Below are 21,873 nucleotides of genomic sequence, written 5' to 3' on the forward strand. Positions count from 1 at the left end.
CAAAAAATATATTTTTGCAGTACATGAAACATAAAAAACTATATTTGAAAGCTATTAACTAAACTAACTATTTATGTCAATTTGGAAAAGAAAACCCATGGCGCTACTATTAGCAGAAGCGTCAGAATCTGAAAAAGGATTAAAAAGAACACTAACCGCTTGGTCTTTGGTTGCCTTGGGAATTGGAGCAATTATTGGGGCCGGTCTATTCGTTAGAACTGCCACTGCTGCGGCTCAAAATGCAGGACCATCTGTAACGATAGGCTTTATTGTGGCTGCTATTGGTTGTGCTTTAGCCGGATTGTGTTATGCTGAATTGTCCTCTTCTATTCCCATTGCCGGAAGTGCATACACTTATACTTACGCAACGATGGGTGAATTCCTGGCTTGGATTATCGGATGGGATTTGATTTTGGAATATGCTGTTGGAGCAGCTACTGTAGGTATTGCTTGGAGTGAATACCTCAACAACCTGCTGGTCAATGTGCTCCATGTGAGCCCAATTCCGTATGAACTTTGCCACTCTCCTTTCCAAACTTCAGTTGATGGAGTTAACGGAATTATCAATTTACCGGCATTATTTATTGTTGGTGTTATCAGTTTACTTTTAATCAAAGGAACACAAGAATCCGCATTTGTAAACGGAATTATTGTTGTAGTAAAAGTAGCTATCGTAGTAATGATCATTGTTTTTGGTTGGAGTTTTATCAATGATGCCAATCATACACCTTACATTCCGGAACCAAGTGTATTTACTGACGAACATGGGATTGGTCATAGTTATGGTGGTATACTGGGTATTCTCGGTGCGGCCGGAACAGTTTTCTTTGCTTTCATAGGATTTGATGCCGTGAGTACAGCGGCCCAAGAAACCAAAAATCCAAAACGCGATATGCCTATTGGGATTTTAGGTTCATTGGCTATTTGTACTGTTTTATACATATTGTTCGCACACGTTTTAACCGGTGTGGCTACTGTTGAAGATTTCAGAACCGGTGGAAAAGAAGCTTCAGTTTCTTTTGCAATTCAAAAATATATGTTGGGCTACGAATGGTTAGCTCAATTTGTTACTGTAGCGATTTTAGCCGGATTCTCTTCTGTTATTTTAGTAATGTTATTAGGTCAATCCAGAGTTTTCTACTCTATGGGTAAAGATGGTTTGTTGCCAAAAGCATTTAGTGAAGTACATCCAAAATACAAAACACCATACAAAGCCAACTTAGCCATCTTAGTGATTGTGGGCCTTTTTGCCGCTTTTGTTCCCGGTGATATTGTTGGTGATATGACCAGTATTGGTACCTTATTTGCCTTTATTTTGGTGTGCATTTCTGTGATTGTGCTGAGAAAAACCGAGCCGGATATGAAACGTGAATTCAAAACGCCTTTTGTACCATTGGTGCCAATATTAGGAATCATTGTTTGTTTGGCTATGATTTATGGCTTAGGTTGGACCAACTGGTTAAGACTGATAGGTTGGTTGGCTTTAGGTTTTATAGTTTACTTTGGTTACAGTAAAAAAAGAAGCAAACTAAACAACCCAAATAATCAAGAATAATTCAATAGTATAATTTTAATAAAAGGATTAAAGAGTCAACTAAAACTCTTTAATCCTTTTTTGTTTTTTAAAAATTTGACAATTATCATTTTTAGAATTTATATTATTACGATATTTGTATAGCAAAAAATCATTTTATGATAATACTATTGGCCATTATCGCCGCTTTTGGCATGGGAATCGTTGTAGGTAAGAACCTTAAAGACAAATAATTTCTGAAATATGACTTCGGCTTGGCAAGATTTATTAGCACATTTAAAATTCCTCATCAAGAGAAATCCTGAATGAGCATTCTTTCTTTTAGCTGAAAATTTCAGCCCTAATTTATTTTTTACCCTAATAAATTTTAAAATTAAAAGATTATGCCATTATATCATAAACTGGGAAATATTCCCCCTAAAAGACATACCATTTTTCGCAAACCTAACGGCGACTTGTACTACGAACAACTGTTCGGCACTGTAGGTTTTGATGGCATGTCAACCAACTCCTATCACGAGCACCGACCAACGCAGGTTAAGGAAATCAGAAGTCAATATAGTGTTGCTCCCAAAATTTCCAAAGCCAATAATATTCAATCGTATCGCCTTCGTGGATTTCAGGTAAATCCGGAAAACGATTTTTTGGAAAGCCGAAAAATTGTCTTAACCAACTCGGATTGCCACATAGTGTTGGCCGCACCCAAAAATTCGACCACCGAGTATTTCTATAAAAATACCGATTCCGATGAAATGATTTTCATCCACAAAGGTTCTGGGAAATTGAGAACCATGTTGGGCAATATCGATTTCAAATACGGAGATTATTTAATCATTCCGCGTGGAATAATTTACAAAATCGATTTTGACACCGAAGACAATCGTCTGTTTATTGTAGAATCACACCGACCAATTTATACGCCAAAACGCTACCGAAACTGGTTCGGACAATTATTAGAACATTCGCCTTTTTGCGAACGCGATATCCGTAGACCATATGAATTGGAAACCCACAACGAAAAAGGCGAGTTTGTGATTAAAGTCAAAAAGAAAGACGAAATCTTTGACATGGTCTATGCCACACATCCTTTTGATGTCATTGGTTACGACGGTTACAATTACCCGTATGCTTTTTCTATTCACGATTTCGAACCAATTACCGGAAGAATTCACCAACCACCACCGGTACATCAAACTTTTGAAACCGATGCGTTTGTGGTTTGCTCTTTTGTGCCTCGTTTGTACGACTACCATCCGGATGCTATTCCGGCGCCATATAACCACAGCAACATCGATTCTGATGAAGTATTGTACTATGTAGATGGTGATTTTATGAGCCGAAACGACATTGAAGCCGGACACATTTCATTACACCCGGCCGGAATTCCGCATGGTCCGCACCCCGGCGCTGCAGAAAGAAGTATCGGCAAAAAAGACACGCAAGAATTAGCGGTAATGGTAGACACGTTCAAACCTTTAATGGTCACCGAAGAAGCCATGAAAATTGCCGATGATAAGTACTATCAATCTTGGTTAGAGTAAAAAATTAAACACAACTTTCGGGGAATGACATTCCCTTTTAAATAGATTATATTATGTCAAAAGAAATAAAATCCGTGGAATACGGACTTGAAAAAATATTTGAGGGCGCACAAGATTTTTTGCCGCTTTTAGGAACCGATTATGTAGAATTTTATGTGGGTAACGCCAAACAAGCTGCCCATTTTTACAAAACTGCTTTTGGTTTTCAGTCCCACGCCTATGCCGGTCTAGAAACCGGAATGAGAGACCGAGCGTCTTATGTTTTGAAACAGGACAAAATCCGTTTAGTATTAACCACAGCTTTAAACAGCGATTCTCCTATTGGTGAACACGTAAAAAAACATGGCGATGGTGTGAAAATAATTGCTTTATGGGTGGAAGATGCTCGTTCTGCTTTTGAAGAAACTACCAAGCGCGGAGCAAAAGTTTACATGGAACCAACCGTAGAAAAAGACGAGCACGGAGAAGTAGTTCGCGCCGGAATTTATACTTACGGCGAAACCGTTCACATGTTTGTAGAACGTAAAAATTACCACGGTTCCTTCTTACCGGGCTATAAAGAATGGAAATCCGATTACAATCCGAAACCGGTTGGTTTAAAATATGTAGACCACATGGTAGGTAATGTAGGTTGGAACGAAATGAACACTTGGGTAAAATGGTACGAAGACGTAATGGGATTTGTAAACTTCCTTTCGTTTGACGACAAACAAATTACCACTGAATATTCTGCTTTGATGTCAAAAGTAATGAGTAACGGTAATGGTAGAATCAAATTCCCAATCAATGAACCGGCCGAAGGAAAAAAACGTTCACAAATTGAAGAATATTTGGATTTCTATGAAGGATCAGGTGTGCAGCACATTGCCGTAGCGACCGACGACATCATCACCACAGTTGCTGATATGCGCGCCAGAGGAATTGAATTCTTAACCACTCCTCCTCAAGCGTATTATGATGCGATTCCTGAAAGATTGAAAGATCATATGAGCAAATTCAAAGAAGACATTAATGAACTTCAAAAATTAGGGATCATGATTGATGCGGATGACGAGGGTTATTTATTACAAATTTTCACCCGGCCGGTTGAAGACCGACCAACTTTGTTTTTCGAGATTATTCAAAGAATGGGCGCCAGAGGTTTTGGTGCCGGAAATTTCAAAGCTCTATTTGAGTCTATTGAAAGGGAACAAATGTTACGAGGAACACTGTAAAAATTAAAATTTGTTAAACATAATTTAAAAAATAGCCTTAAAAAAGTCTATGTTTTATTAATTTATTGTTAAAGTTGGTTTTTTGCTTGTAATAATGCAACAGGTTGAATTATCTTTGCAGCATCAAAAAAGAGGGGTGGTTCCCTCAACTTTTGGATAAATTTTCATAATTTATAGTTTTTTGGTTGGTTAATAGCATAAAAACTCAGTCATTAATTTGATTGGGTTTTTTTGTTTTAATACTTTTGGAACAGATATTGCACTTACAGTTTTAAAAATCACTATTCAATGAAAAAAGTTATCGTTTTACTTTTGTTTTTTATTACTGTTAGTTTTGATACCCAAAAGCCGGAAGCCTATGATGTAGGAGAATGGTTCAAGTTCAGAATACACTACGGATTTATCAATGCAGGATATGCGACTTTAGAGGTTAAAGAAGCCGTAAAAGAACACAAAAAAGTCTATCACGTCATCGGCAAAGGATATACTGTCGGAATGTCACGCTTCTTCTTCAAAGTAGATGACACCTACGAAAGTTACTTTGATAAAATCACCAACAAGCCTTATCAATTCGTTAGAAAGATAGATGAAGGTGGTTATACCAAAAACCAAGAGGGCTTTTTCAACCAAGCCAACAATAAAGTTTTGGTGAAAAATTATAAAAACAATACCGAAAAAACATTTGCTGTAACAGAGAACGTTCAAGACATTTTATCTACCTTTTATTATCTGAGAAATCACCCCAATATTGACAAATTAAAAGTTGGTGAATCTATTGTAGTTGATATGTTTTTTGATGATGAAGTTTTTAAATTCAAGTTAAAATTCACCGGTAGAGAAGAATTAAAAACTAAATTCGGAACCGCGTCTACCATGGTTTTTAGACCATTGGTTCAATCGGGACGTGTGTTCAAAGAAGAAGAAAGTCTGACCGTTTGGATATCAGATGACGAAAATAAAATACCTTTGCGAATTAAAGCCAGTTTAGCCGTTGGTTCTATTAAGGCAGATTTAGACGGCTTCAAAGGATTGAAAAGTCCTTTTATGGTTAAATTAAAAAAATAATGAACAACAAAACAACAAACTACAACCCAATCTTAGAAGCATTAGAACAAAAGTTTGAAGCCATAAACCAAAAAACGGAAACCCATCTTGAAGGATTACTTTGGGCCAAACCAATTACGTATTGGGATTATATTCAAACCGATGCGTTATTAAACCTTCAAACCCAAAGAACCGTTTTACCCGACGAAATGGTTTTTATCATGTACCATCAAGTCAACGAGTTGTTGTTTAAAATGATTCTTTGGGAAATCGACCAATTGTGTCACACTGAACAACCTAAAACCGCTTTTTTCACAGAAAAACTCAGAAGAATCAGCCGTTATTTCGACATGCTCACCACTTCTTTCGATATCATGGGCGACGGAATGGAAGTAGAACAATACATGAAATTCAGAAATACATTGACTCCGGCAAGCGGATTTCAGAGCGCTCAATACCGAATGATTGAATTCTCTTCAACCGATTTAATCAACTTAATTGATTACCGGTTCCGAGCAACCATCGACAGAAATACGCCTTATTCGCATGCTTTCGAACACTTGTATTGGCAAGCCGCCGGAAAAGATTACCATACCGGTGAAAAGTCGTACCTGATTTTAGAATTCGAAAGAAAATACCGTGAAGAGTTTCTTCGCTACATGGAAGAATACAACACCATCAACATTTGGCAAAAATTCAAACAACTTCCTATTGAAGACCAGCAGGACACCGAATTGGTTAAAGCCATGCGCCACTACGATTACACCGTAAACATTACTTGGGTAATGGGTCATTTAAATGCCGCCAAAAAATACATAGAAAGCGGTCATGGATCAGGTGAAGCCACCGGCGGAAGCGATTGGAAAAAATACATGCATCCCAAATACCAACGCCGTATCTTTTTCCCTGAATTGTGGAGCGAAGAGGAATTAAAAAATTGGGGAGAAGGATTATAAGCAAGCATGATGTCAAAACTCTTTCGAATAATTTTCCTGGCCTTACTCGTCACTTCTTTTGTAATCTCTTGTGAGAAAACAAAAGAAGAAGAATTTATTGTAGAAAAACCCAAACCCAAATTGATTGATTTTGGATTTAACCTACACGACTTCAACGTGGTCAATGACACCGTGAAATCTGGAGATACTTTCGGAAGTTTAATCGAAAAACAAAACCTCAACGGCAACGAAGTGTATGACATTGTAGCCAAAGTAAAAGACACTTTTGACGTGCGCAGCATCCGAATCGGGAAGCCATACACCATTCTTCGCAGCAAAAACAAAACCAACAAAATTCAGTATTTTATCTATCAACCTGATAGAATGAATTATTATATCATCGATTTTAGAGATTCGATTACGGCCCATAAAAAAACCAGACCGTTAACCTTCAAAACAAGAACTATCGCAGGTGCTTTGAATGGTTCTTTGTCTGAAACTTTAGCCCAAGAAAATGTTGATCCGGCATTGGCTTCCAAAATTGCCAAAATATACGCTTGGTCTATCGACTTTTTCAAACTGCAAAAAGGCGATAAATTTGGGTTGACCTTTACTGAACGTTACATCAACGATACCGTCTATGATGGTGTCGACAGCTTGAAAGCTTCCTTTTTTGAATACAAAGGCAAAAAAATCTACGCCTTCCCTTTCTCGCCTAATGAAAATTCTAAAAAACAAGAATACTACGACGAAGAAGGAAAAACACTGAAGAATTTCTTCCTGAAAGCACCGTTAAAATTTGTCAATATCACTTCCCGATATTCACGTAGCCGATTCCATCCGGTACAAAAAAGATGGAAAGCCCACAACGGAACCGATTATGCAGCACCAACCGGAACGCCAATCATGTCAACGGCAGCCGGCGTAGTAGAACAAGCAGGTTATACCACCGGAAACGGAAATTTTGTTAAAGTAAAACACGACCGAACTTATTCTACCCAATACTTACACATGTCCAAAATTTTGGTGCGTCGCGGTCAAAGAGTTACCCAAGGACAAGTCATTGGTAAAGTAGGAAGTACCGGTTTAGCTACCGGACCGCACGTGTGTTATCGCTTTTGGAAAAATGGGGTGCAAGTAGACGCATTGCGTTTAAAATTACCTACCTCAACACCTATGGATTCTAAATACAAACAGAAATTCTTAGAAGTCATTACTCCGCTCAAAAAAGTATTAGACAGCACCGCCGAAGCCAAATTCAGAAAGTAATTTCAATTTTTTTTGTTACTACAACGTTGGCGTAAAATATTCAGCCTTTTTTTACCAATCTATATTTGTAAATTTGTCGTTCAAATGTAAAAGAATGGCATTAGCACAAATAAATCCGACCAGCACTAACGCTTGGGAAAAATTGAACCAACATTACGCTCAAATGAAAAACGTTTCCATGAAGGAAATGTTTGTCAATGACACTACAAGAGCAGAAAAATTCAGCATACAATGGAATGATTTTTTAGTCGATTATTCTAAAAACATCCTCAATCATGAGACTTTAACTTTGCTGCAGGATTTGGCCCAAGAAGCCAACTTGAAAGAAGCAATTTCCCAATATTTCAATGGAGATGCCATCAATCAAACCGAAAACAGAGCGGTGTTACATACCGCTTTGCGTTCGCCTGAAAGCGCTACTGTTTTAGTCGATGGTGACAATGTAATGCCGGAGATTTATGCCGTAAAAAACAAAATAAAAGCATTCTCTAACGAAGTCATTTCGGGACAAAGAAAAGGATTTACAGGCAAAGCTTTTACCGATGTAGTTAACATTGGAATTGGCGGTTCAGACCTTGGTCCGGCGATGGTTGTTGAAGCTTTACAGTTTTATAAAAACCATTTAACTGTTCATTTTGTATCCAATGTGGATGGCGATCACGTGAACGAAGTCATTAAAAAACTAAATCCCGAAACGACGCTTTTTGTCATTGCTTCCAAAACGTTTACCACTCAAGAAACCCTTTCCAACGCTGAAACAATTCGCGCTTGGTTTTTGAAATCTGCCAAGCAGGAAGATGTGGCCAAACATTTCGTAGCGGTTTCTACCAATATTCAAAAAGTGACCGAATTTGGCATCAATCCCAACAATATTTTCCCAATGTGGGATTGGGTTGGCGGTCGATTTTCGCTTTGGAGTGCAGTGGGTTTATCCATCAGTTTAGCGGTTGGCTTCGACAATTTTGACGATTTACTGAAAGGTGCAAACGAAATGGACACCCATTTTAAAACTGAATCTTTCGACAAAAATATCCCTGTAGTTTTAGCTTTATTAAGCATTTGGTACAATAACTTTTTCGGTGCCGAAAGCGAAGCTTTGATTCCGTACACACAGTATTTACAAAAGTTAGCGCCTTACTTGCAACAAGGCATTATGGAAAGCAACGGAAAAAGTGTAGGTCGCGACGGAAAACCGGTTAATTACCAAACCGGAACGATTATTTGGGGCGAACCGGGAACAAATTCTCAACACGCTTTTTTCCAATTGATTCACCAAGGAACCAAGTTGATTCCGACGGATTTTATTGGTTTTGTTAAACCTCTGTACGGCAATCAAGACCATCACGATAAATTGATGTCAAACTTTTTTGCCCAAACCGAAGCTTTACTCAATGGTAAAACCGAAGTTCAAGTCAAAGCTGAATTTGAAAAACAAAACATAACCGGAGCAAAAGCTGATTATCTTTTACCGTTCAAAGTGTTTACCGGTAACAAGCCAACGAATACCCTTTTGATTGAAAAATTAACCCCAAAATCATTGGGTTCATTAGTGGCTTTATACGAACACAAAATCTTTGTACAAGGGGTGATTTGGAATATTTTCAGTTATGACCAATGGGGTGTTGAACTCGGAAAACAACTGGCCAATTCTATTTTGGAAGAAATCCATTCCGGCGAGGTGAAAAGCCATGACAGTTCAACCCAATTTTTACTTAAGCATTTTTTAAAAAACAAATAGTCTAAACAGAACCTAAAACCTCGCTAAATAGTGCCGTTTTTTTATCTCTTTTCTCTATATTTGTTATTCTAAAAACAAAACTATGTACCACTTCATTCAAAAATTCCACTCAGGTTGGGCCTATTTAGCCCTTTTATTATTAGTTTTCGCCGTTGTTAATTCGTTTATGGGGATGTCCTCCAAAAGAGAGTTTACCGGCAAAGATCGAAAAATTGCCTTGTTTGGTTTGATTGCAACTCATATACAATTAGTAGTCGGATTGATTCTTTATTTTGTTTCTGATAAAGGCTTTGTGAAAATTGGCGAATTAGGAATGGGAGCAATTATGAAAAATGATGGTTTACGACAAATCGTTATTGAACATCCTTTCACAAATATAGTTGCAATTGTTCTGATTACCATTGGTTGGTCAAAACATAAAAAGAAAGAAACTAACACAGGGAAATTCAAATCTATTGGGATTTTTTATATCATCGGACTGATTCTGTTGTTAGCTATGATTCCTTGGTCAACTTGGTTAAACAAATAAAATTTAAGTCCTGAAAAGGACTTTTTTTATCAAGGTACGGTTTTTGCAAAACCCTTTTACTAACTAAAAAGTTCCTTATGAATACCAAAATAGCCATTCTCCTTTTCTCTATAATCACTTCTGTCTTTGCCTTCAATGTTTCGGTTAAAAATCCGCAACAGAAAGAAAAACCACAAGAAAAGCCCAAAGAAAAAGGAACTACCGTTAAAGACGACAAAGACAAAATCAAAGTAGTTGCCGATACTTTAAAAAGCAGATCCGCTGTCGATTTTCAAGAAACCGACACACTGCAAATCGATCCCAATTCAAAGCTTAAAATTTACAAAAAAAACGCTCACGCTTCCTATTACCACAATAAATTCAACGGTAGAAGAACGGCCAGCGGAAAACGATTTGACAATAACAAATACACCGCAGCGCACAAAAAACTTCCTTTTGGAACTATCGTGAAAGTAACCAATGAAGCCAATGGAAAATCAGTTGTGGTAGAAATTACCGATCGCGGTCCTTTTTCGAAAGTGCGAGAAATTGACTTAAGCCGAAGAGCCTTTATGGACATCGCTTCCAATAAAAACTCTGGTTCAGTAATTGTAAAAATAGAGGTGGTAGAAGAGAGAAAATAATTACCAGCTCGCAAAAGGTTTTTTACTCAAATAAGCATTGTAATAACGCTCGTCATTGGTCACTTCTTGACCCAGCCAATGTGGCTTTTCGAAAGTTTCATGTTCTGATTCCAACTCGATTTCGGCCATAATCAAACCTTTATTTGCTCCGTGAAATACGTCAACTTCATAAACGTGCTTTCCTACTTTGATTTCGTAGCGAATTTTGTCAATCGTACCGCTTTCGCAAATTGATAAAAGTGTTTCTGCGTCTATCACGCTTATTTCCCTTTCCCATTCCAAACGCGTCGTTCCGTTGGCGTTGCTTTTCCCTTTGATCGTAATAAACCCTTTGTCGCCTTTGATTCTGATGCGAACGGTTCTGTCGGGATTGGAACTCAAATAGGCTTGCACGATTCTTTTCTGACTAAAAGCTTCGCTGATAAAATCATTCGAAAGGACTAAAAACTTACGCTCTATTTCAACCATTTTTTCTTTTGATATTTAGGAGCAAGTTAATAAATATATGACTTTGAAATTGTATTTTTACGATTATCTTAATTGTTACAACCTTTTGCCGATGAAATTTTACCGCCACAAGAAAAGTATTGATTCTATTGAAAGTCTATTCGATTTGTACTTCGATACAGATGGTTATCGGTCAAATGATGTATTGCTTTTCTTGGTAGATTTGGTTAATTTTTTTCGCCCTAATAATCCAAAATCAGATGCTGTTGTTTCCATTGAAACCTTATTGCAATTCTTGCGTGATAATCCTCAGCATAAAATAGCGCTAAAAAACTATTTAACAAATATCCTTCGACATAGAAAATTCAGTCGGATGTTGTCTGACACGGGAATATTGAGAGATTCCGACTTTACTTACGAAGTAAAAAAACGTCTCTTTGCCAAAATTTTACCCTTTCAGCCCGAAAAAGACACTTTAGAATTTGTCTTGAATCAAGTCTTTTTTAAAAGCTCTGACCCTATTTGGATCGCCAGAATTCCATTTGAAGAACTCCAAAAACTGTTTGATGTTTTAGCCTTAAACACCATTTACGGTACGGCTAAAGAACAATCTGTATTGTCTGAAGTGTTGAATGCCATGGGCCTAATTTCACAAAGAATGAGTGGTCGCGCCATGGAAACCGATGTCATCAAAATGGTGCCTGAATACGACGATTTGGAAAGTCCGTTTGTGGCTTTTGAGAACGAGCTTAATTCTATTTTGGCCAAAATCAGAAACGGTGAAAATCATTTTATTACTTCTGAAGATTTGAATTACAAACAATTGATGCTTCTTCACAAACAGTGTGAAGATTATGTTGATAAAGCCTTTGGCAACAGTTCCAAATTTGGAATCTCTTTGAAAGTAAATCAAAGTTTGCTCCGCATTCGCCAACAATTACACCGGATGAAAGTCCTGATTTCGACTTTAGTCGTTAACAAAATCTCGGATAAGAAAACCAATTCCATCTTATTGTTATTGCGGTTGATTAAATACAATTGTCAAAAAAACAATGTGCGCCAATTGATCAACGAAAGTACCCAATTGATTTCCTATGAAATCACTCAGCATACCGCTAGAACCGGGGAAAACTACATCACCGAAAGCCGATCCGAATATTTTGCCATGCTCAAAGCGGCGGTTGGCGGCGGATTTATCGTGGGGATTTTGTGTATCCTCAAATTGTTACTTTCTAAGATGGAAACGAGCGGTTTTGGTCATGCTTTTTATTACAGTTTGAATTATTCTTTGGGTTTTATTGCCATTTACTTGATGGGATATACTTTGGCTACCAAACAACCGGCTATGACGGCAGCCACTTTGACAAAGGCTTTGGAAAGCGGGATGAAAAAACAATCCAAAAACGAAAACAAACACAGTTCCTTTGCCCATCTCTTCGCCAGATTATTTCGTTCGCAATTCATTGCGTTTGTAGGTAATGTTTTTATGGCTTTTCCGGTTTCGATGTTGGGTATTTGGTTGATTGATTACTTTTTTGACTACAATATTGCTTTTGAAAAGTCCTCAAAACTACTGTTTGATTTGTCGCCAATACATTCTGCAGCTTTGTTTCATGCAGCCATTGCGGGTGTATTTTTATTCTTATCCGGAATTATATCGGGTAATGTTTCCAATAGAAACAAACACAACCAAGTGTATTATCGCATCAAAGAACATCCGGTCTTAAAACAAAACTTAGGAATAGTCAGAACCAATGCTATTGCCAAATGGTTTGAAAACCATTGGCCAGGTGTCGTATCCAATGGTTGGTTTGGTGTTTTTTTAGGCAGCACGGCTTCGCTCGGTATTTTCCTCGGATTGAATATTGACATTCGCCACATTACTTTTGCCAGCGGAAATTTTGCTTTGGGCTTGTATGGCGCCAATTTCTTTGTCGATTTATCCACCATAATTTGGGGAATTATCGGAATAGGTCTGATTGGATTTGTTAATTTCATGGTCAGTTTTTCTTTGTCTCTGGGCTTGGCATTCCGTTCTCGAAACATTCCGCTCTCTGAATTGCGTTTTTTATTCAGTTCAACTTGGGCTTATTTTAAAAGCCGTCCTGCTGCATTTTTCTTTCCGGTAAAAGACAAATAAAATGGAACCTGAAGTGACTTATCGAAAAATCATTCACATCGATATGGATGCTTTCTATGCTTCAGTAGAGCAAATGGACAATCCTGAACTTAAGGGGAAACCCTTAGCGGTTGGAGGAAGTGAGGTGCGCGGTGTGGTTTCGGCGGCAAGTTATGAGGCGCGGAAATTTGGCGTTCGTTCCGCCATGAGTGGCATTCAAGCCAAACGAAATTGTCCCGATTTGATTTTTGTTCGCCCCAGATTTGACCGTTACAAAGAAATCTCCAAACAAATCCGAAAGATATTTCACGAATATACTGACTTGGTTGAACCATTGTCGTTAGATGAGGCCTATTTGGATGTCACCCAAAACAAAAAAGGGAATCCTAGTGCGTCACTCATTGCGCAAGAAATCAGAAAACGCATTTTTGAAGAAGTAGGTTTAACCGCTTCCGCCGGTATTTCGGTGAATAAATTTGTGGCCAAAATTGCGAGCGATTACAATAAACCCAACGGTCAAAAAACTGTCAATCCTGAGGAAGTGGAAAGTTTTTTGGAAAATCTAGACATCAAAAAATTCTACGGCATTGGCAAAGTCACTACGGATAAAATGTATCATTTAGGGATTTTTACCGGAAAAGATTTGAAATCAAAATCAAAAGAATTTCTCGAAGAGCATTTCAGCAAAAGCGGCTTGCATTTTTACAACATCGTTCGCGGCATTCACAACAGTGCGGTAAAACCCAATCGCATTGCCAAATCGGTAGCTGCCGAACACACTTTTAACGAAAACCTGACTTCGGAAATTTTTATGGTGGAAAAGTTGGAACGCATCGCCGGTGAACTAGAAAATCGATTAAAGAAATACAATATCTCAGGGAAAACCGTAACACTCAAAATCAAATACAGCGATTTTACGACCCAAACACGTAGTAAGACTTTGCCTTACTTTATTTCGGACAAAGGATTGCTCTTAGAGACGGCAAAAGAGCTTTTATTTCAAGAACGGATGAAAGAATCGGTGCGATTGCTTGGGATTTCTTTGAACAACTTAAATACGGAGATTAAAAAGACGGTTGTGGTGCAGTTGAAGTTTGATTTTTAAGCCGCTTTGTACTCTTTTATCAACTCATCCACATTCAAATCCAACAACCTTGCAATTTTAAAAAGAACCGAAACACTTAACTCAACTTTACCATTTTCAATTTTATTATAATTGGCTTGTTTCATTTGTAAAACACTGGCAACATAGTCTTGGGAGTAATTTAACAGCTGGCGTTTACTGCGGATTTTGGATAAGATTTTATCGGTATTCATTTTCAAAAAAAGAATTAGGCAAATTACTTTGCGATTATTAATGAGACTTTTTTTGTGGCATTTGTAGAACGAAAATAGCAAAAAAAAAAAACATTTCCTACAATTAATTTGAAAAACTTTATTCATTTAAAGAATAATTTTGTAGCTATATTATTATGCCCTTTAAAAAAAATTAGTTCAATTTTACCACAACAAAAACTTCTGCAGAAATAACTTTTGTTGCGAATTGTAAAAATTTTATTAAATTTAAAACGAATTAAAAATGAAAAAATTATTTTTTAGTGCCGTGGCACTAGTTGCTTTTAGCAGTGTTTCGATGGCGAATACCGTTGAAAAAGAAACAGAGAGTTTAAAAATAGTTGTAAGTACTGTTTGTGATTCAATTGCATATGACACATATCACACTTGGTACGGCAATGGCTTTTCAGATGAAGTTGCTAGAGAAAAAGCTAAACAAGCTAAAGCTGATTGCGAAAAAGAATTAGCTAAACCAAAATTAGGTTTTGAGTAGTATCTTATAATTAATTATAAACTAAATTTCTAGATAATTATTCGTCTAGAAATTTAGTTTTAAATATTAAATCAAAAGTTTAAAATGAAACGAATATACACAATGTTGTTATTTTTGTTAATCACAAAAATGAATGCTCAAATGTTTAATGGTTCAGTAATATACTCCATAAAAGTGGGAACAGATGATTTATTTGAAAAATTAGATAAAAATTTAAGAGAAAGCTACATTAAAGACAAGGAAAGTGAAGTATATACTCTAAACTTTGATGCTAATAAATCTATTTTTAAATATGATGGAGGAATTTCTATTGAAGGTTATAATAAATCCTCTAAATTATATTTTAAAGAAAAAGATTCAACCTATTCATTACGACCGGAAAACGATCCAGATTTTGGTAAAATAATTATCCTTGAAGACAAAAACACTAAATGGGAGCTGATTAATGAAACTAAGATAATTGATGGTTACTTATGTTATAAAGCAACTTCTCAATTAATTAGAAAAAATGGAGAGAACACATTTAAATTCCCAATAATAGCGTGGTATTGCCCAAAAATACCAATCCCTTTTGGCCCTCTGGGGTATGGTAATTTACCTGGATTAATTTTAGAATTACAAGAGAGGAATGTTCTTTATGGCGCAAAAGAGATAAAATTCAACCTTGAAAAACCTGAATCAATTGTAAAACCATCGGAAGGTGTTAGGATTAAACAAGAAGAGCTAAATAAGAAAATAGCTGAAATGTTTAAAAGAAAATAATTTAAATGCTAAGATTTCTTTTTTTTTTAATAATCCCGTTTCTTTCCTTCTCCCAAACCCACACCATCACCGGTGTAGTTTCAGACACACTTAATATTCCTTTAGAAAGTGCCAACATCATAGCCAAACCTTTACAGGAAAATGCTCAATTGAAATTTGCTATAACTGATAACAAAGGTCGATATCGTTTAGAGTTAGAAGCTAATGTGAAATACGAAATCACGGCTTCTTATATCAGCTTTATAGAAGAAGTACTTATTGTTGAATCTAATTCAACGATTACAACGCACAATTTCAAACTAAAAGCTACCGGACAACATCTCAAAGAAATAGTCATTAAGCACGAATACAAACCCATAGTCGTTAAAAAAGACACCTTAACTTATGATGTAAAAGCCTTTGCCAACGGCAACGAAAGAAAGATGAAAGAAGTCTTAGAAAAACTGCCTGGCGTTGAAGTCGATAAAAACGGCACTGTAACGGTTCAAGGTAAAAAAGTGACCAAAATGCTGGTGGAAGGCAAATCATTCTTCGGTGGCGGAAGTAAATTGGCGGTTGAAAATATTCCTGCCGATGCGTTAGATAAAATTGAAGTGATTGACCATTTTAACGAAGTCGGTTTTATGAAACAAGTCTCCGATAGCGAAGACTTGGCGATGAACGTTAAACTCAAAGAAGACAAAAAGAAATTCATTTTTGGCGATGTTGAAGCCGGAGTTGGCAACAACGAATTCAATTTGGTACACACCGGATTATTCTATTACAGTCCAAAAACCAATGTGAGTTTCATAGGCGATATGAATAACATCGGACGAAGCACTTTTACGTTTGAAGATTTAATGCGTTTTGACGGCGGCGTGAGTAGTTTTCTTTCGGGCAGAAAATCATTGTCAAATCTCTATTCGTTTACAAACGACAATACCGATGTGGTGCAAAACAAATCACAATTTGGCGCACTAAATTTTAGTGTCGATGCCACTTCGAAACTTTCGGTTTCTGGTTATGGTGTGTTTTCAAAAATCTTCATGGCTTCGCAAACAGAAAGCCAAAATGAATACCTGCAAAATAACTCCATAATCTTTGAAAACAAATCACAAGAAAACGGCAATCAATCGGTTTTAGGCATCGGAAATGTCAAATTAGACTATTCGCCCAACAAAAACGAAAAATGGTATTACAACAGCCAATATCAATCAAGCACGAATAATATTAACAACACTATAAACTCGGTTACGAATCTTAACTCGAATACTTTTGAAACTATCAGCCAAGCCGATAATGTTTTGGTAAAACAATACATCGAATGGCACAAAAGTTATAATTCGAATCATACTACTACTTTTGTAGTTAATCAAGCCTACGAAAACAACACGCCACAAAATCATTGGTTTACGAATCAGCCGTTTTTATCGGGTTTAATTCCGTTGCAAACCGATGACAGTTATACGATTGAACAAATCAGAAAAATCAAAAATAACAGTGTTGACGCTTTATTCAAACATTATTGGATTATCAATAACTTCAATCATTTGTATTCGGTTATCGGGAACAATTATGGGTATTCCAACTTTGAAACTTCCGAGAAACAAATTTTAACCGATGGTAATATCAATGACTTTTCCAATGCAGGTTTTGGGAATAATGTAAATTATAATCTAAACGATACTTATGCCGGATTGGAATACAAATTCAAAATAGGCAAATGGACCAACAAACCCGGATTGTATTTTCATTGGTACCAATTAAAAACATCTCAAATTGATAATAATTATTCGTTATCAAAAACCATTTTCCAACCGCAATGGAATAGTGAATTCGAGTTTAATAAATCCGAAAGTCTTAATTTCACTTATCGCTTAGTCAATAATTTTCCCGAAGTAAGTCAGTTGGCGGATCGTTATACTTTGCAGAGTTATAATTCGGTTTACAAAGGAAATGCGTTGTTGGAAAATGAACGTTATCATTCGACTAATTTGAGATACTCTAAAATGAATATGTATCGCGGTATTATTTGGAATGCTATGGCTAGTTTCAATAAGAAAGTAAGAACCACCAGAAATCAAATCGAATTGGATGGCATCAACCAATACAACACGCCAATTTTAACCGATAATCCTGAAACCAATTATAGATTGAATGGTTCCGTAAGCAAAAAGATTTATCACTTTAACTTGAAACTAAATACCAATTTGAGTTGGTTTAATTATGTTCAAACTATCAACAACATCACTACAACCAATGACCGAAACAATCAAGATATTGGCATTACTTTAAAAACCTCTTATAAAAAATGGCCACTTTTTAGTATTGGTTATACCAAAGGCTTTAGTCAGTTTTCAGGAATTACAAAATCCAATTTTGAATCAGATAAATTCACTTCAGATTTCGAAGTAACTTTCCTAAAAGATTGGATTTACAAAATAGATTATCAAAGTGTAAGAAACACCAATAGTAACAACCAAATTAACTTCTTCGAAACAGCTAACACATCGCTTCGCCATCAAAAAAAGAACAGTCCGTTTGGGTTTGAACTTACCGTCAACAACTTGCTTAATATTCAAGCTAAAAACGATTATTCCTTTTCCGATTTTATGATTAGCGAACGCCAAACGTTTATTTTGCCTAGAATAATTTTGTTCTCTGTTAGTTATAAACTATAAAAAAACGAGACTGGTTTTATTTTTATAAAAGTTAAGAATTAATCTCTACTCGACAATTTTGATAACAATCTTAAGAATTCGATGTACAACCAAACTAAGGTAATCATCAATCCCATAGCACCGTACCATTCCATGTATTTAGGCATTTTTTGTGCTACTCCTTTTTCGATTTGGTCGAAATCTAAGAATAAATTCAAAGCGGCAATCACAATTACAAATACACTAATTCCAATACTAATCAATGAATTCCCATGGTGAACCGGTGTAAAACTGGTAAACATCGACAACAACCATGAAATTAAATAATAAGTCGCTATGGCTAAAGTCGCTGCCAAAACAACCGATCTGAATTTATCATTCACTTTTACGATGCCGTATTTGTATAAACCGAAACAAACCATAAACGTAACAAACGTACAACTCACGGCTTGAATCACAATTCCAGGATACATCACTTCAAAGATAGCCGAAATACCGCCAATAAACAGTCCTTCAAATATCGCATAACCCGGCGCTAAATAAGTCGAAGCTTGTGGTTTGAAAGTAGCAATCAAAACCAAAACAAATCCAACAATCGCTCCTCCAATGGTTAAAACCATTGGGTTCTGACCGTTGAAAGTCATGATCCAAGTAATCGCTGCACTGGCAATCAATAAAACCAACATCAGGAAACTTTTGTTAATCGTTCCTGAAACCGTCATGGTTTGACTGTAATCAATAATTGTTGCTTCATGTACTACTTCGTTGGCACGAGAAGTATTTGAAAAAGTTTTGTTTTTAAAAAACGGATTGTTTGAATTCATAATGTTTGTTATTAAAGAGAATTAAAGTCTAAAAATACTAAAATTATTCTATTTCAGAAACTCTCAACGTATTTACCATTCCTTTATCGGCTACCGGCATGGCGGCTAAGTTGATGAGCATATCGCCTTTTTTCACATAGCCCTTTTCTTTGGCAATATCATTCACATCGCCTACGGTATCATCGGTACTTACAAATTTGTCATAGAAAAATGCATTTACACCCCAAAGTAAATTCAATTGGGTCAAAATTCTTTTATTCGAAGTATAGACCAAAATGTGTGCTTTTGGTCTCCAGGCCGAAATTTGGAATGCCGTATAACCGCTATTGGTCAACGTTGAAATTGCTTTTGCTTTGATGTCATTGGCCATTGTAGCCGCATGGTAACAAATCGACTTGGTGATAAAGCGTTTGGTTCTCACATGAGGCGGATTTTGTGGTACAATAATCAGCGGAGAATCTTCAACGGCCTCGATGATTTGGGTCATTTTTTCGATAACTTCTACAGGATAATTCCCTACCGAAGTTTCTCCTGAAAGCATTACCGCATCGGCACCATCCATAACTGAATTGGCTACGTCATTCACCTCAGCACGCGTTGGCGTTAAACTGGTAATCATTGTTTCCATCATTTGTGTGGCCACAATTACCGGAATACGAGCTGTTTTAGCTCTATGGATTAATTTCTTTTGAATCAATGGTACTTCATGCGCCGGAATTTCAACCCCAAGGTCACCACGAGCTACCATCAAACCATCACAGAACGCAACGATTTTATCAATATTTTCAACGGCTTCCGGTTTTTCAATTTTGGCCACAATCGGAATTTTATAAGACGAATGTTTGGCGATCAAATCTTGTAGCTCTTCTAAATCTTTTGGCGTTCTAACGAAAGAAAGCGCTATCCAATCTACCTCTTGTTCGATAGCAAACAAGGCATCTTTAATGTCTTTCTTGGTCAATGCCGGTAAAGACACTTTGGTTTGCGGCAAGTTTACTCCTTTTTTCGATTTCAAAGGACCTCCTTGAATTACTTTACAAATTACTTCCGTTGAACCGTTGGTTTCTAAAGCTTCGAAAATTAATTTTCCATCATCTAACAAGATTCTTTCACCTGGATTAACGTCCTGTGGGAAAGACAAATAGTTCATATAAACGCGTTCCTTAGTTCCCGGAACGTCTTCGGCTGTTTGAAAGGTGATAATATCGCCGGGATTAACTACTACATCTTCTTTCATCACACCTACGCGTAGTTTTGGTCCTTGCAAATCGGCTAAAATGGCAGTGGTATAACCAAACTCATCGTTCAAACCGCGGATGATATCAATTCTTTCTTTTACATCGGCATAATCGGCATGGGAAAAATTGATACGAAATACATTCACTCCGGCGTCAATCATCTTTTTAATCACTTCTTTCGAACTACATGCTGGCCCCAATGTGGCTACAATTTTAGTTTTTTTTCTTGTTGGCATTTTAATTAAAAAATTAAATTATTTTTTGACTTTATTTTTTCTACTTCTACAGCGTAAACGGTGCTGACCCTTTCTATTTTTTTGAGGCTGTTGACTATTTTTGAAACATCAATGGCTACCTCATCATTTTCAATTTTTAAAAAGTAATCCACTTTTTTAAACTCCGGAATCAAATAGATTTTGGGCGCAAATTCGTTGTTGCTGTTGGCAAATAATCCTTGATTGTTATTTTCAGAAGCAACAAGGGCATCATTTTGATTTTGAATCAAATTCCATGCTATGTCTTTATCATCTTCAAAAATAAACCTCGTAAATTGGGTTTCACCTTCTTTGTTGCTGATATGAATGTTGCAATTGCTTTTTTTGAGATTGATAGGTAAATTTTGATTGATATAATAAGCTAATCTATAATCTTCCAAAGGTGAATGAATGGCTATTAATTGATAATCTATTTCGTCAAACTCTCCAATATGCAATTTGTGAACATACATAACTATTGCAATTTAAGTTGTAAATATAGTATATCTGACACAGATTATAACCAACTCAATATTGAGTTAACGTTATTTTATGAACGAAAACGTTATAGTTTTTTGAGAATCTGTATTATTTTTTGTTAATTTTTTCCTGAAATGCAAAATAGGCTCTTTGTGAGGCCTTTTCTTCTGCTTTCTTCTTCGAAGTTGCTCTGGCTTTGGCCACGATTTTATTGTCGATGCTCAATTTTACGCCAAAATATTTTTGCCCGTCAATGCCGTTATCATCGAAGACATCATAATGAAAGGATTTTTTTTCTTTTTGACACCATTCAATTAATAAGCTTTTGTAACTGATTACTTTTCCTTCTAATTTGGTAATGTCAACATAGGGAATAATAACACTCCTTTGGATAAATTTTTGACAAAAATCATAACCTTTATCTAAGAAAATGGCTCCAATTAAAGCTTCAAAAATGTTTCCGTGGATGTTTTCACCGAAATGTTGGGTCGGTACTTTGCTCTCTACAAAGCGAATTAAATTTAAGTCTCTTCCCAACTCGTTTAGGTGTTCTCTGCTGACAATCTTGGAACGCATTTTAGTCAAATAACCTTCGTCTCCGGCCGGTGCTTCTTTGTATAGATGCGCTGCAATTACGGCGCTTAGCATCGCATCGCCAAGGAATTCCAAGCGCTCATAATTCATTGGATTGCCTTTCAAATCCATTCGATTAGTCGAACGATGTGTGAAGGCTTTTTCATAATAGATGATTGATTGGGGTTTAAAACCTATGACTTTTTGAATTTCATTAAAAAAAATCCCGTCCTCTGACGAACGGGAATTTTTAAATATATTTTTTAGAATTTTCATCTAAAA

20 protein-coding genes are annotated in these 21,873 nt (G+C 36.4%); 14 read left to right on the plus strand and 6 right to left on the minus strand.

The features are described 5' to 3' along the window. Positions 1–73 precede the first annotated feature (73 nt). The 9 genes from HA632_RS07390 (at position 74) to HA632_RS07430 (ending at position 10,427) form a co-directional block, all read left to right on the plus strand. Complete coding sequence (locus tag HA632_RS07390; RefSeq protein WP_176306553.1) at positions 74–1,555, plus strand: amino acid permease; 1,482 nt, start codon at positions 74–76, stop codon at positions 1,553–1,555. Positions 1,556–1,917: 362 nt separating this feature from the next. Continuing rightward, entirely contained in the window at positions 1,918–3,075 is a 1,158-nt protein-coding gene (locus tag HA632_RS07395; protein ID WP_176306554.1) for a homogentisate 1,2-dioxygenase, read from the plus strand. A gap of 53 nt (positions 3,076–3,128) precedes the next feature. Next, entirely contained in the window at positions 3,129–4,289 is a 1,161-nt protein-coding gene (gene hppD / locus HA632_RS07400; protein WP_176306555.1) for a 4-hydroxyphenylpyruvate dioxygenase, read from the plus strand. A gap of 288 nt (positions 4,290–4,577) precedes the next feature. Continuing rightward, positions 4,578–5,354, plus strand: coding sequence for a DUF3108 domain-containing protein (locus tag HA632_RS07405; protein ID WP_176306556.1), 777 nt, complete (start codon positions 4,578–4,580; stop codon positions 5,352–5,354). Then, entirely contained in the window at positions 5,354–6,289 is a 936-nt protein-coding gene (locus tag HA632_RS07410) for a tryptophan 2,3-dioxygenase family protein (RefSeq protein WP_176306557.1), read from the plus strand. Before HA632_RS07405 ends, HA632_RS07410 begins: the two co-directional genes overlap by 1 nt. 9 nt (positions 6,290–6,298) lie before the next feature. Continuing rightward, complete coding sequence (locus HA632_RS07415) at positions 6,299–7,537, plus strand: peptidoglycan DD-metalloendopeptidase family protein (RefSeq protein ID WP_176306558.1); 1,239 nt, start codon at positions 6,299–6,301, stop codon at positions 7,535–7,537. Between the two features lie 94 nt (positions 7,538–7,631). Continuing rightward, positions 7,632–9,275 carry a glucose-6-phosphate isomerase gene (gene pgi / locus HA632_RS07420; RefSeq protein ID WP_176306559.1) on the plus strand — a complete coding sequence of 548 codons (1,644 nt, stop codon included), beginning with the start codon at positions 7,632–7,634 and terminating at the stop codon, positions 9,273–9,275. 82 nt (positions 9,276–9,357) lie between these two features. Beyond that, the gene (locus HA632_RS07425) at positions 9,358–9,804 is read left to right on the plus strand and encodes a hypothetical protein (protein ID WP_176306560.1); all 447 of its coding nucleotides are present in this window, start codon (positions 9,358–9,360) and stop codon (positions 9,802–9,804) included. A 77-nt stretch (positions 9,805–9,881) separates the two neighbouring features. Next, on the plus strand, positions 9,882–10,427 hold the full coding sequence (locus HA632_RS07430; RefSeq protein WP_176306561.1) for a septal ring lytic transglycosylase RlpA family protein: 546 nt from the start codon (positions 9,882–9,884) through the stop codon (positions 10,425–10,427). On the opposite strand, the gene HA632_RS07435 is transcribed toward HA632_RS07430, so the two are convergent. After that, positions 10,428–10,895 (minus strand): CYTH domain-containing protein, encoded by a 468-nt coding sequence (locus HA632_RS07435; protein ID WP_176306562.1) that lies wholly within the window; start codon positions 10,893–10,895, stop codon positions 10,428–10,430. It lies immediately after the preceding gene. A 91-nt stretch (positions 10,896–10,986) separates the two neighbouring features. Between HA632_RS07435 and HA632_RS07440 the strand changes: the two genes are divergently transcribed. Together HA632_RS07440 and dinB are read left to right on the plus strand one after the other, a co-directional pair. Continuing rightward, complete coding sequence (locus HA632_RS07440) at positions 10,987–13,014, plus strand: recombinase (protein WP_176306563.1); 2,028 nt, start codon at positions 10,987–10,989, stop codon at positions 13,012–13,014. Position 13,015: 1 nt separating this feature from the next. Continuing rightward, positions 13,016–14,098, plus strand: coding sequence for a DNA polymerase IV (dinB, locus tag HA632_RS07445; RefSeq protein ID WP_176306564.1), 1,083 nt, complete (start codon positions 13,016–13,018; stop codon positions 14,096–14,098). Here the strand turns inward: dinB and HA632_RS07450 are convergent. Beyond that, entirely contained in the window at positions 14,095–14,310 is a 216-nt protein-coding gene (locus HA632_RS07450) for a helix-turn-helix domain-containing protein (RefSeq protein WP_176306565.1), read from the minus strand. The genes dinB and HA632_RS07450 overlap by 4 nt on opposite strands. Before the next feature lie 262 nt (positions 14,311–14,572). On the opposite strand from HA632_RS07450, the gene HA632_RS07455 reads away from it, so the two are divergent. The 3 genes from HA632_RS07455 to HA632_RS07465 all read left to right on the plus strand — a co-directional run bounded on the left by HA632_RS07455 (position 14,573) and on the right by HA632_RS07465 (position 18,243). Beyond that, positions 14,573–14,821, plus strand: coding sequence for a hypothetical protein (locus tag HA632_RS07455; RefSeq protein WP_176306566.1), 249 nt, complete (start codon positions 14,573–14,575; stop codon positions 14,819–14,821). 84 nt (positions 14,822–14,905) lie between these two features. After that, positions 14,906–15,583 carry a GLPGLI family protein gene (locus tag HA632_RS07460; protein WP_176306567.1) on the plus strand — a complete coding sequence of 226 codons (678 nt, stop codon included), beginning with the start codon at positions 14,906–14,908 and terminating at the stop codon, positions 15,581–15,583. Between the two features lie 5 nt (positions 15,584–15,588). Next, the gene (locus HA632_RS07465; protein ID WP_176306568.1) at positions 15,589–18,243 is read left to right on the plus strand and encodes a TonB-dependent receptor; all 2,655 of its coding nucleotides are present in this window, start codon (positions 15,589–15,591) and stop codon (positions 18,241–18,243) included. Positions 18,244–18,281: 38 nt separating this feature from the next. On the opposite strand, the gene HA632_RS07470 is transcribed toward HA632_RS07465, so the two are convergent. The 4 genes from HA632_RS07470 to rnc all read right to left on the minus strand — a co-directional run bounded on the left by HA632_RS07470 (position 18,282) and on the right by rnc (position 21,867). Then, entirely contained in the window at positions 18,282–19,046 is a 765-nt protein-coding gene (locus HA632_RS07470; protein ID WP_176306569.1) for a Bax inhibitor-1/YccA family protein, read from the minus strand. A 43-nt stretch (positions 19,047–19,089) separates the two neighbouring features. Beyond that, on the minus strand, positions 19,090–20,520 hold the full coding sequence (gene pyk, locus HA632_RS07475; RefSeq protein ID WP_176306570.1) for a pyruvate kinase: 1,431 nt from the start codon (positions 20,518–20,520) through the stop codon (positions 19,090–19,092). A gap of 5 nt (positions 20,521–20,525) precedes the next feature. Continuing rightward, a complete protein-coding gene (locus HA632_RS07480) occupies positions 20,526–21,011 on the minus strand; it encodes an IPExxxVDY family protein (RefSeq protein ID WP_176306571.1) in 486 nt (161 codons plus the stop codon). 115 nt (positions 21,012–21,126) lie between these two features. Beyond that, on the minus strand, positions 21,127–21,867 hold the full coding sequence (gene rnc / locus HA632_RS07485; protein ID WP_176306572.1) for a ribonuclease III: 741 nt from the start codon (positions 21,865–21,867) through the stop codon (positions 21,127–21,129). Positions 21,868–21,873 lie beyond the last annotated feature (6 nt).

Source organism: Flavobacterium sp. J49 (assembly GCF_011742145.1).
In the GTDB taxonomy this organism is placed as follows: Bacteria; Bacteroidota; Bacteroidia; order Flavobacteriales; family Flavobacteriaceae; genus Flavobacterium.

Coding starts and splice junctions, on each gene's coding strand:
- HA632_RS07390 (WP_176306553.1), top strand. CDS start 74: ATGTCAATTTGGAAAAGAAAACCCATGGCGCTACTATTAGCAGAAGCG.
- HA632_RS07395 (WP_176306554.1), top strand. CDS start 1,918: ATGCCATTATATCATAAACTGGGAAATATTCCCCCTAAAAGACATACC.
- hppD (WP_176306555.1), top strand. CDS start 3,129: ATGTCAAAAGAAATAAAATCCGTGGAATACGGACTTGAAAAAATATTT.
- HA632_RS07405 (WP_176306556.1), top strand. CDS start 4,578: ATGAAAAAAGTTATCGTTTTACTTTTGTTTTTTATTACTGTTAGTTTT.
- HA632_RS07410 (WP_176306557.1), top strand. CDS start 5,354: ATGAACAACAAAACAACAAACTACAACCCAATCTTAGAAGCATTAGAA.
- HA632_RS07415 (WP_176306558.1), top strand. CDS start 6,299: ATGTCAAAACTCTTTCGAATAATTTTCCTGGCCTTACTCGTCACTTCT.
- pgi (WP_176306559.1), top strand. CDS start 7,632: ATGGCATTAGCACAAATAAATCCGACCAGCACTAACGCTTGGGAAAAA.
- HA632_RS07425 (WP_176306560.1), top strand. CDS start 9,358: ATGTACCACTTCATTCAAAAATTCCACTCAGGTTGGGCCTATTTAGCC.
- HA632_RS07430 (WP_176306561.1), top strand. CDS start 9,882: ATGAATACCAAAATAGCCATTCTCCTTTTCTCTATAATCACTTCTGTC.
- HA632_RS07435 (WP_176306562.1), bottom strand. CDS start 10,895: ATGGTTGAAATAGAGCGTAAGTTTTTAGTCCTTTCGAATGATTTTATC.
- HA632_RS07440 (WP_176306563.1), top strand. CDS start 10,987: ATGAAATTTTACCGCCACAAGAAAAGTATTGATTCTATTGAAAGTCTA.
- dinB (WP_176306564.1), top strand. CDS start 13,016: ATGGAACCTGAAGTGACTTATCGAAAAATCATTCACATCGATATGGAT.
- HA632_RS07450 (WP_176306565.1), bottom strand. CDS start 14,310: ATGAATACCGATAAAATCTTATCCAAAATCCGCAGTAAACGCCAGCTG.
- HA632_RS07455 (WP_176306566.1), top strand. CDS start 14,573: ATGAAAAAATTATTTTTTAGTGCCGTGGCACTAGTTGCTTTTAGCAGT.
- HA632_RS07460 (WP_176306567.1), top strand. CDS start 14,906: ATGAAACGAATATACACAATGTTGTTATTTTTGTTAATCACAAAAATG.
- HA632_RS07465 (WP_176306568.1), top strand. CDS start 15,589: ATGCTAAGATTTCTTTTTTTTTTAATAATCCCGTTTCTTTCCTTCTCC.
- HA632_RS07470 (WP_176306569.1), bottom strand. CDS start 19,046: ATGAATTCAAACAATCCGTTTTTTAAAAACAAAACTTTTTCAAATACT.
- pyk (WP_176306570.1), bottom strand. CDS start 20,520: ATGCCAACAAGAAAAAAAACTAAAATTGTAGCCACATTGGGGCCAGCA.
- HA632_RS07480 (WP_176306571.1), bottom strand. CDS start 21,011: ATGTATGTTCACAAATTGCATATTGGAGAGTTTGACGAAATAGATTAT.
- rnc (WP_176306572.1), bottom strand. CDS start 21,867: ATGAAAATTCTAAAAAATATATTTAAAAATTCCCGTTCGTCAGAGGAC.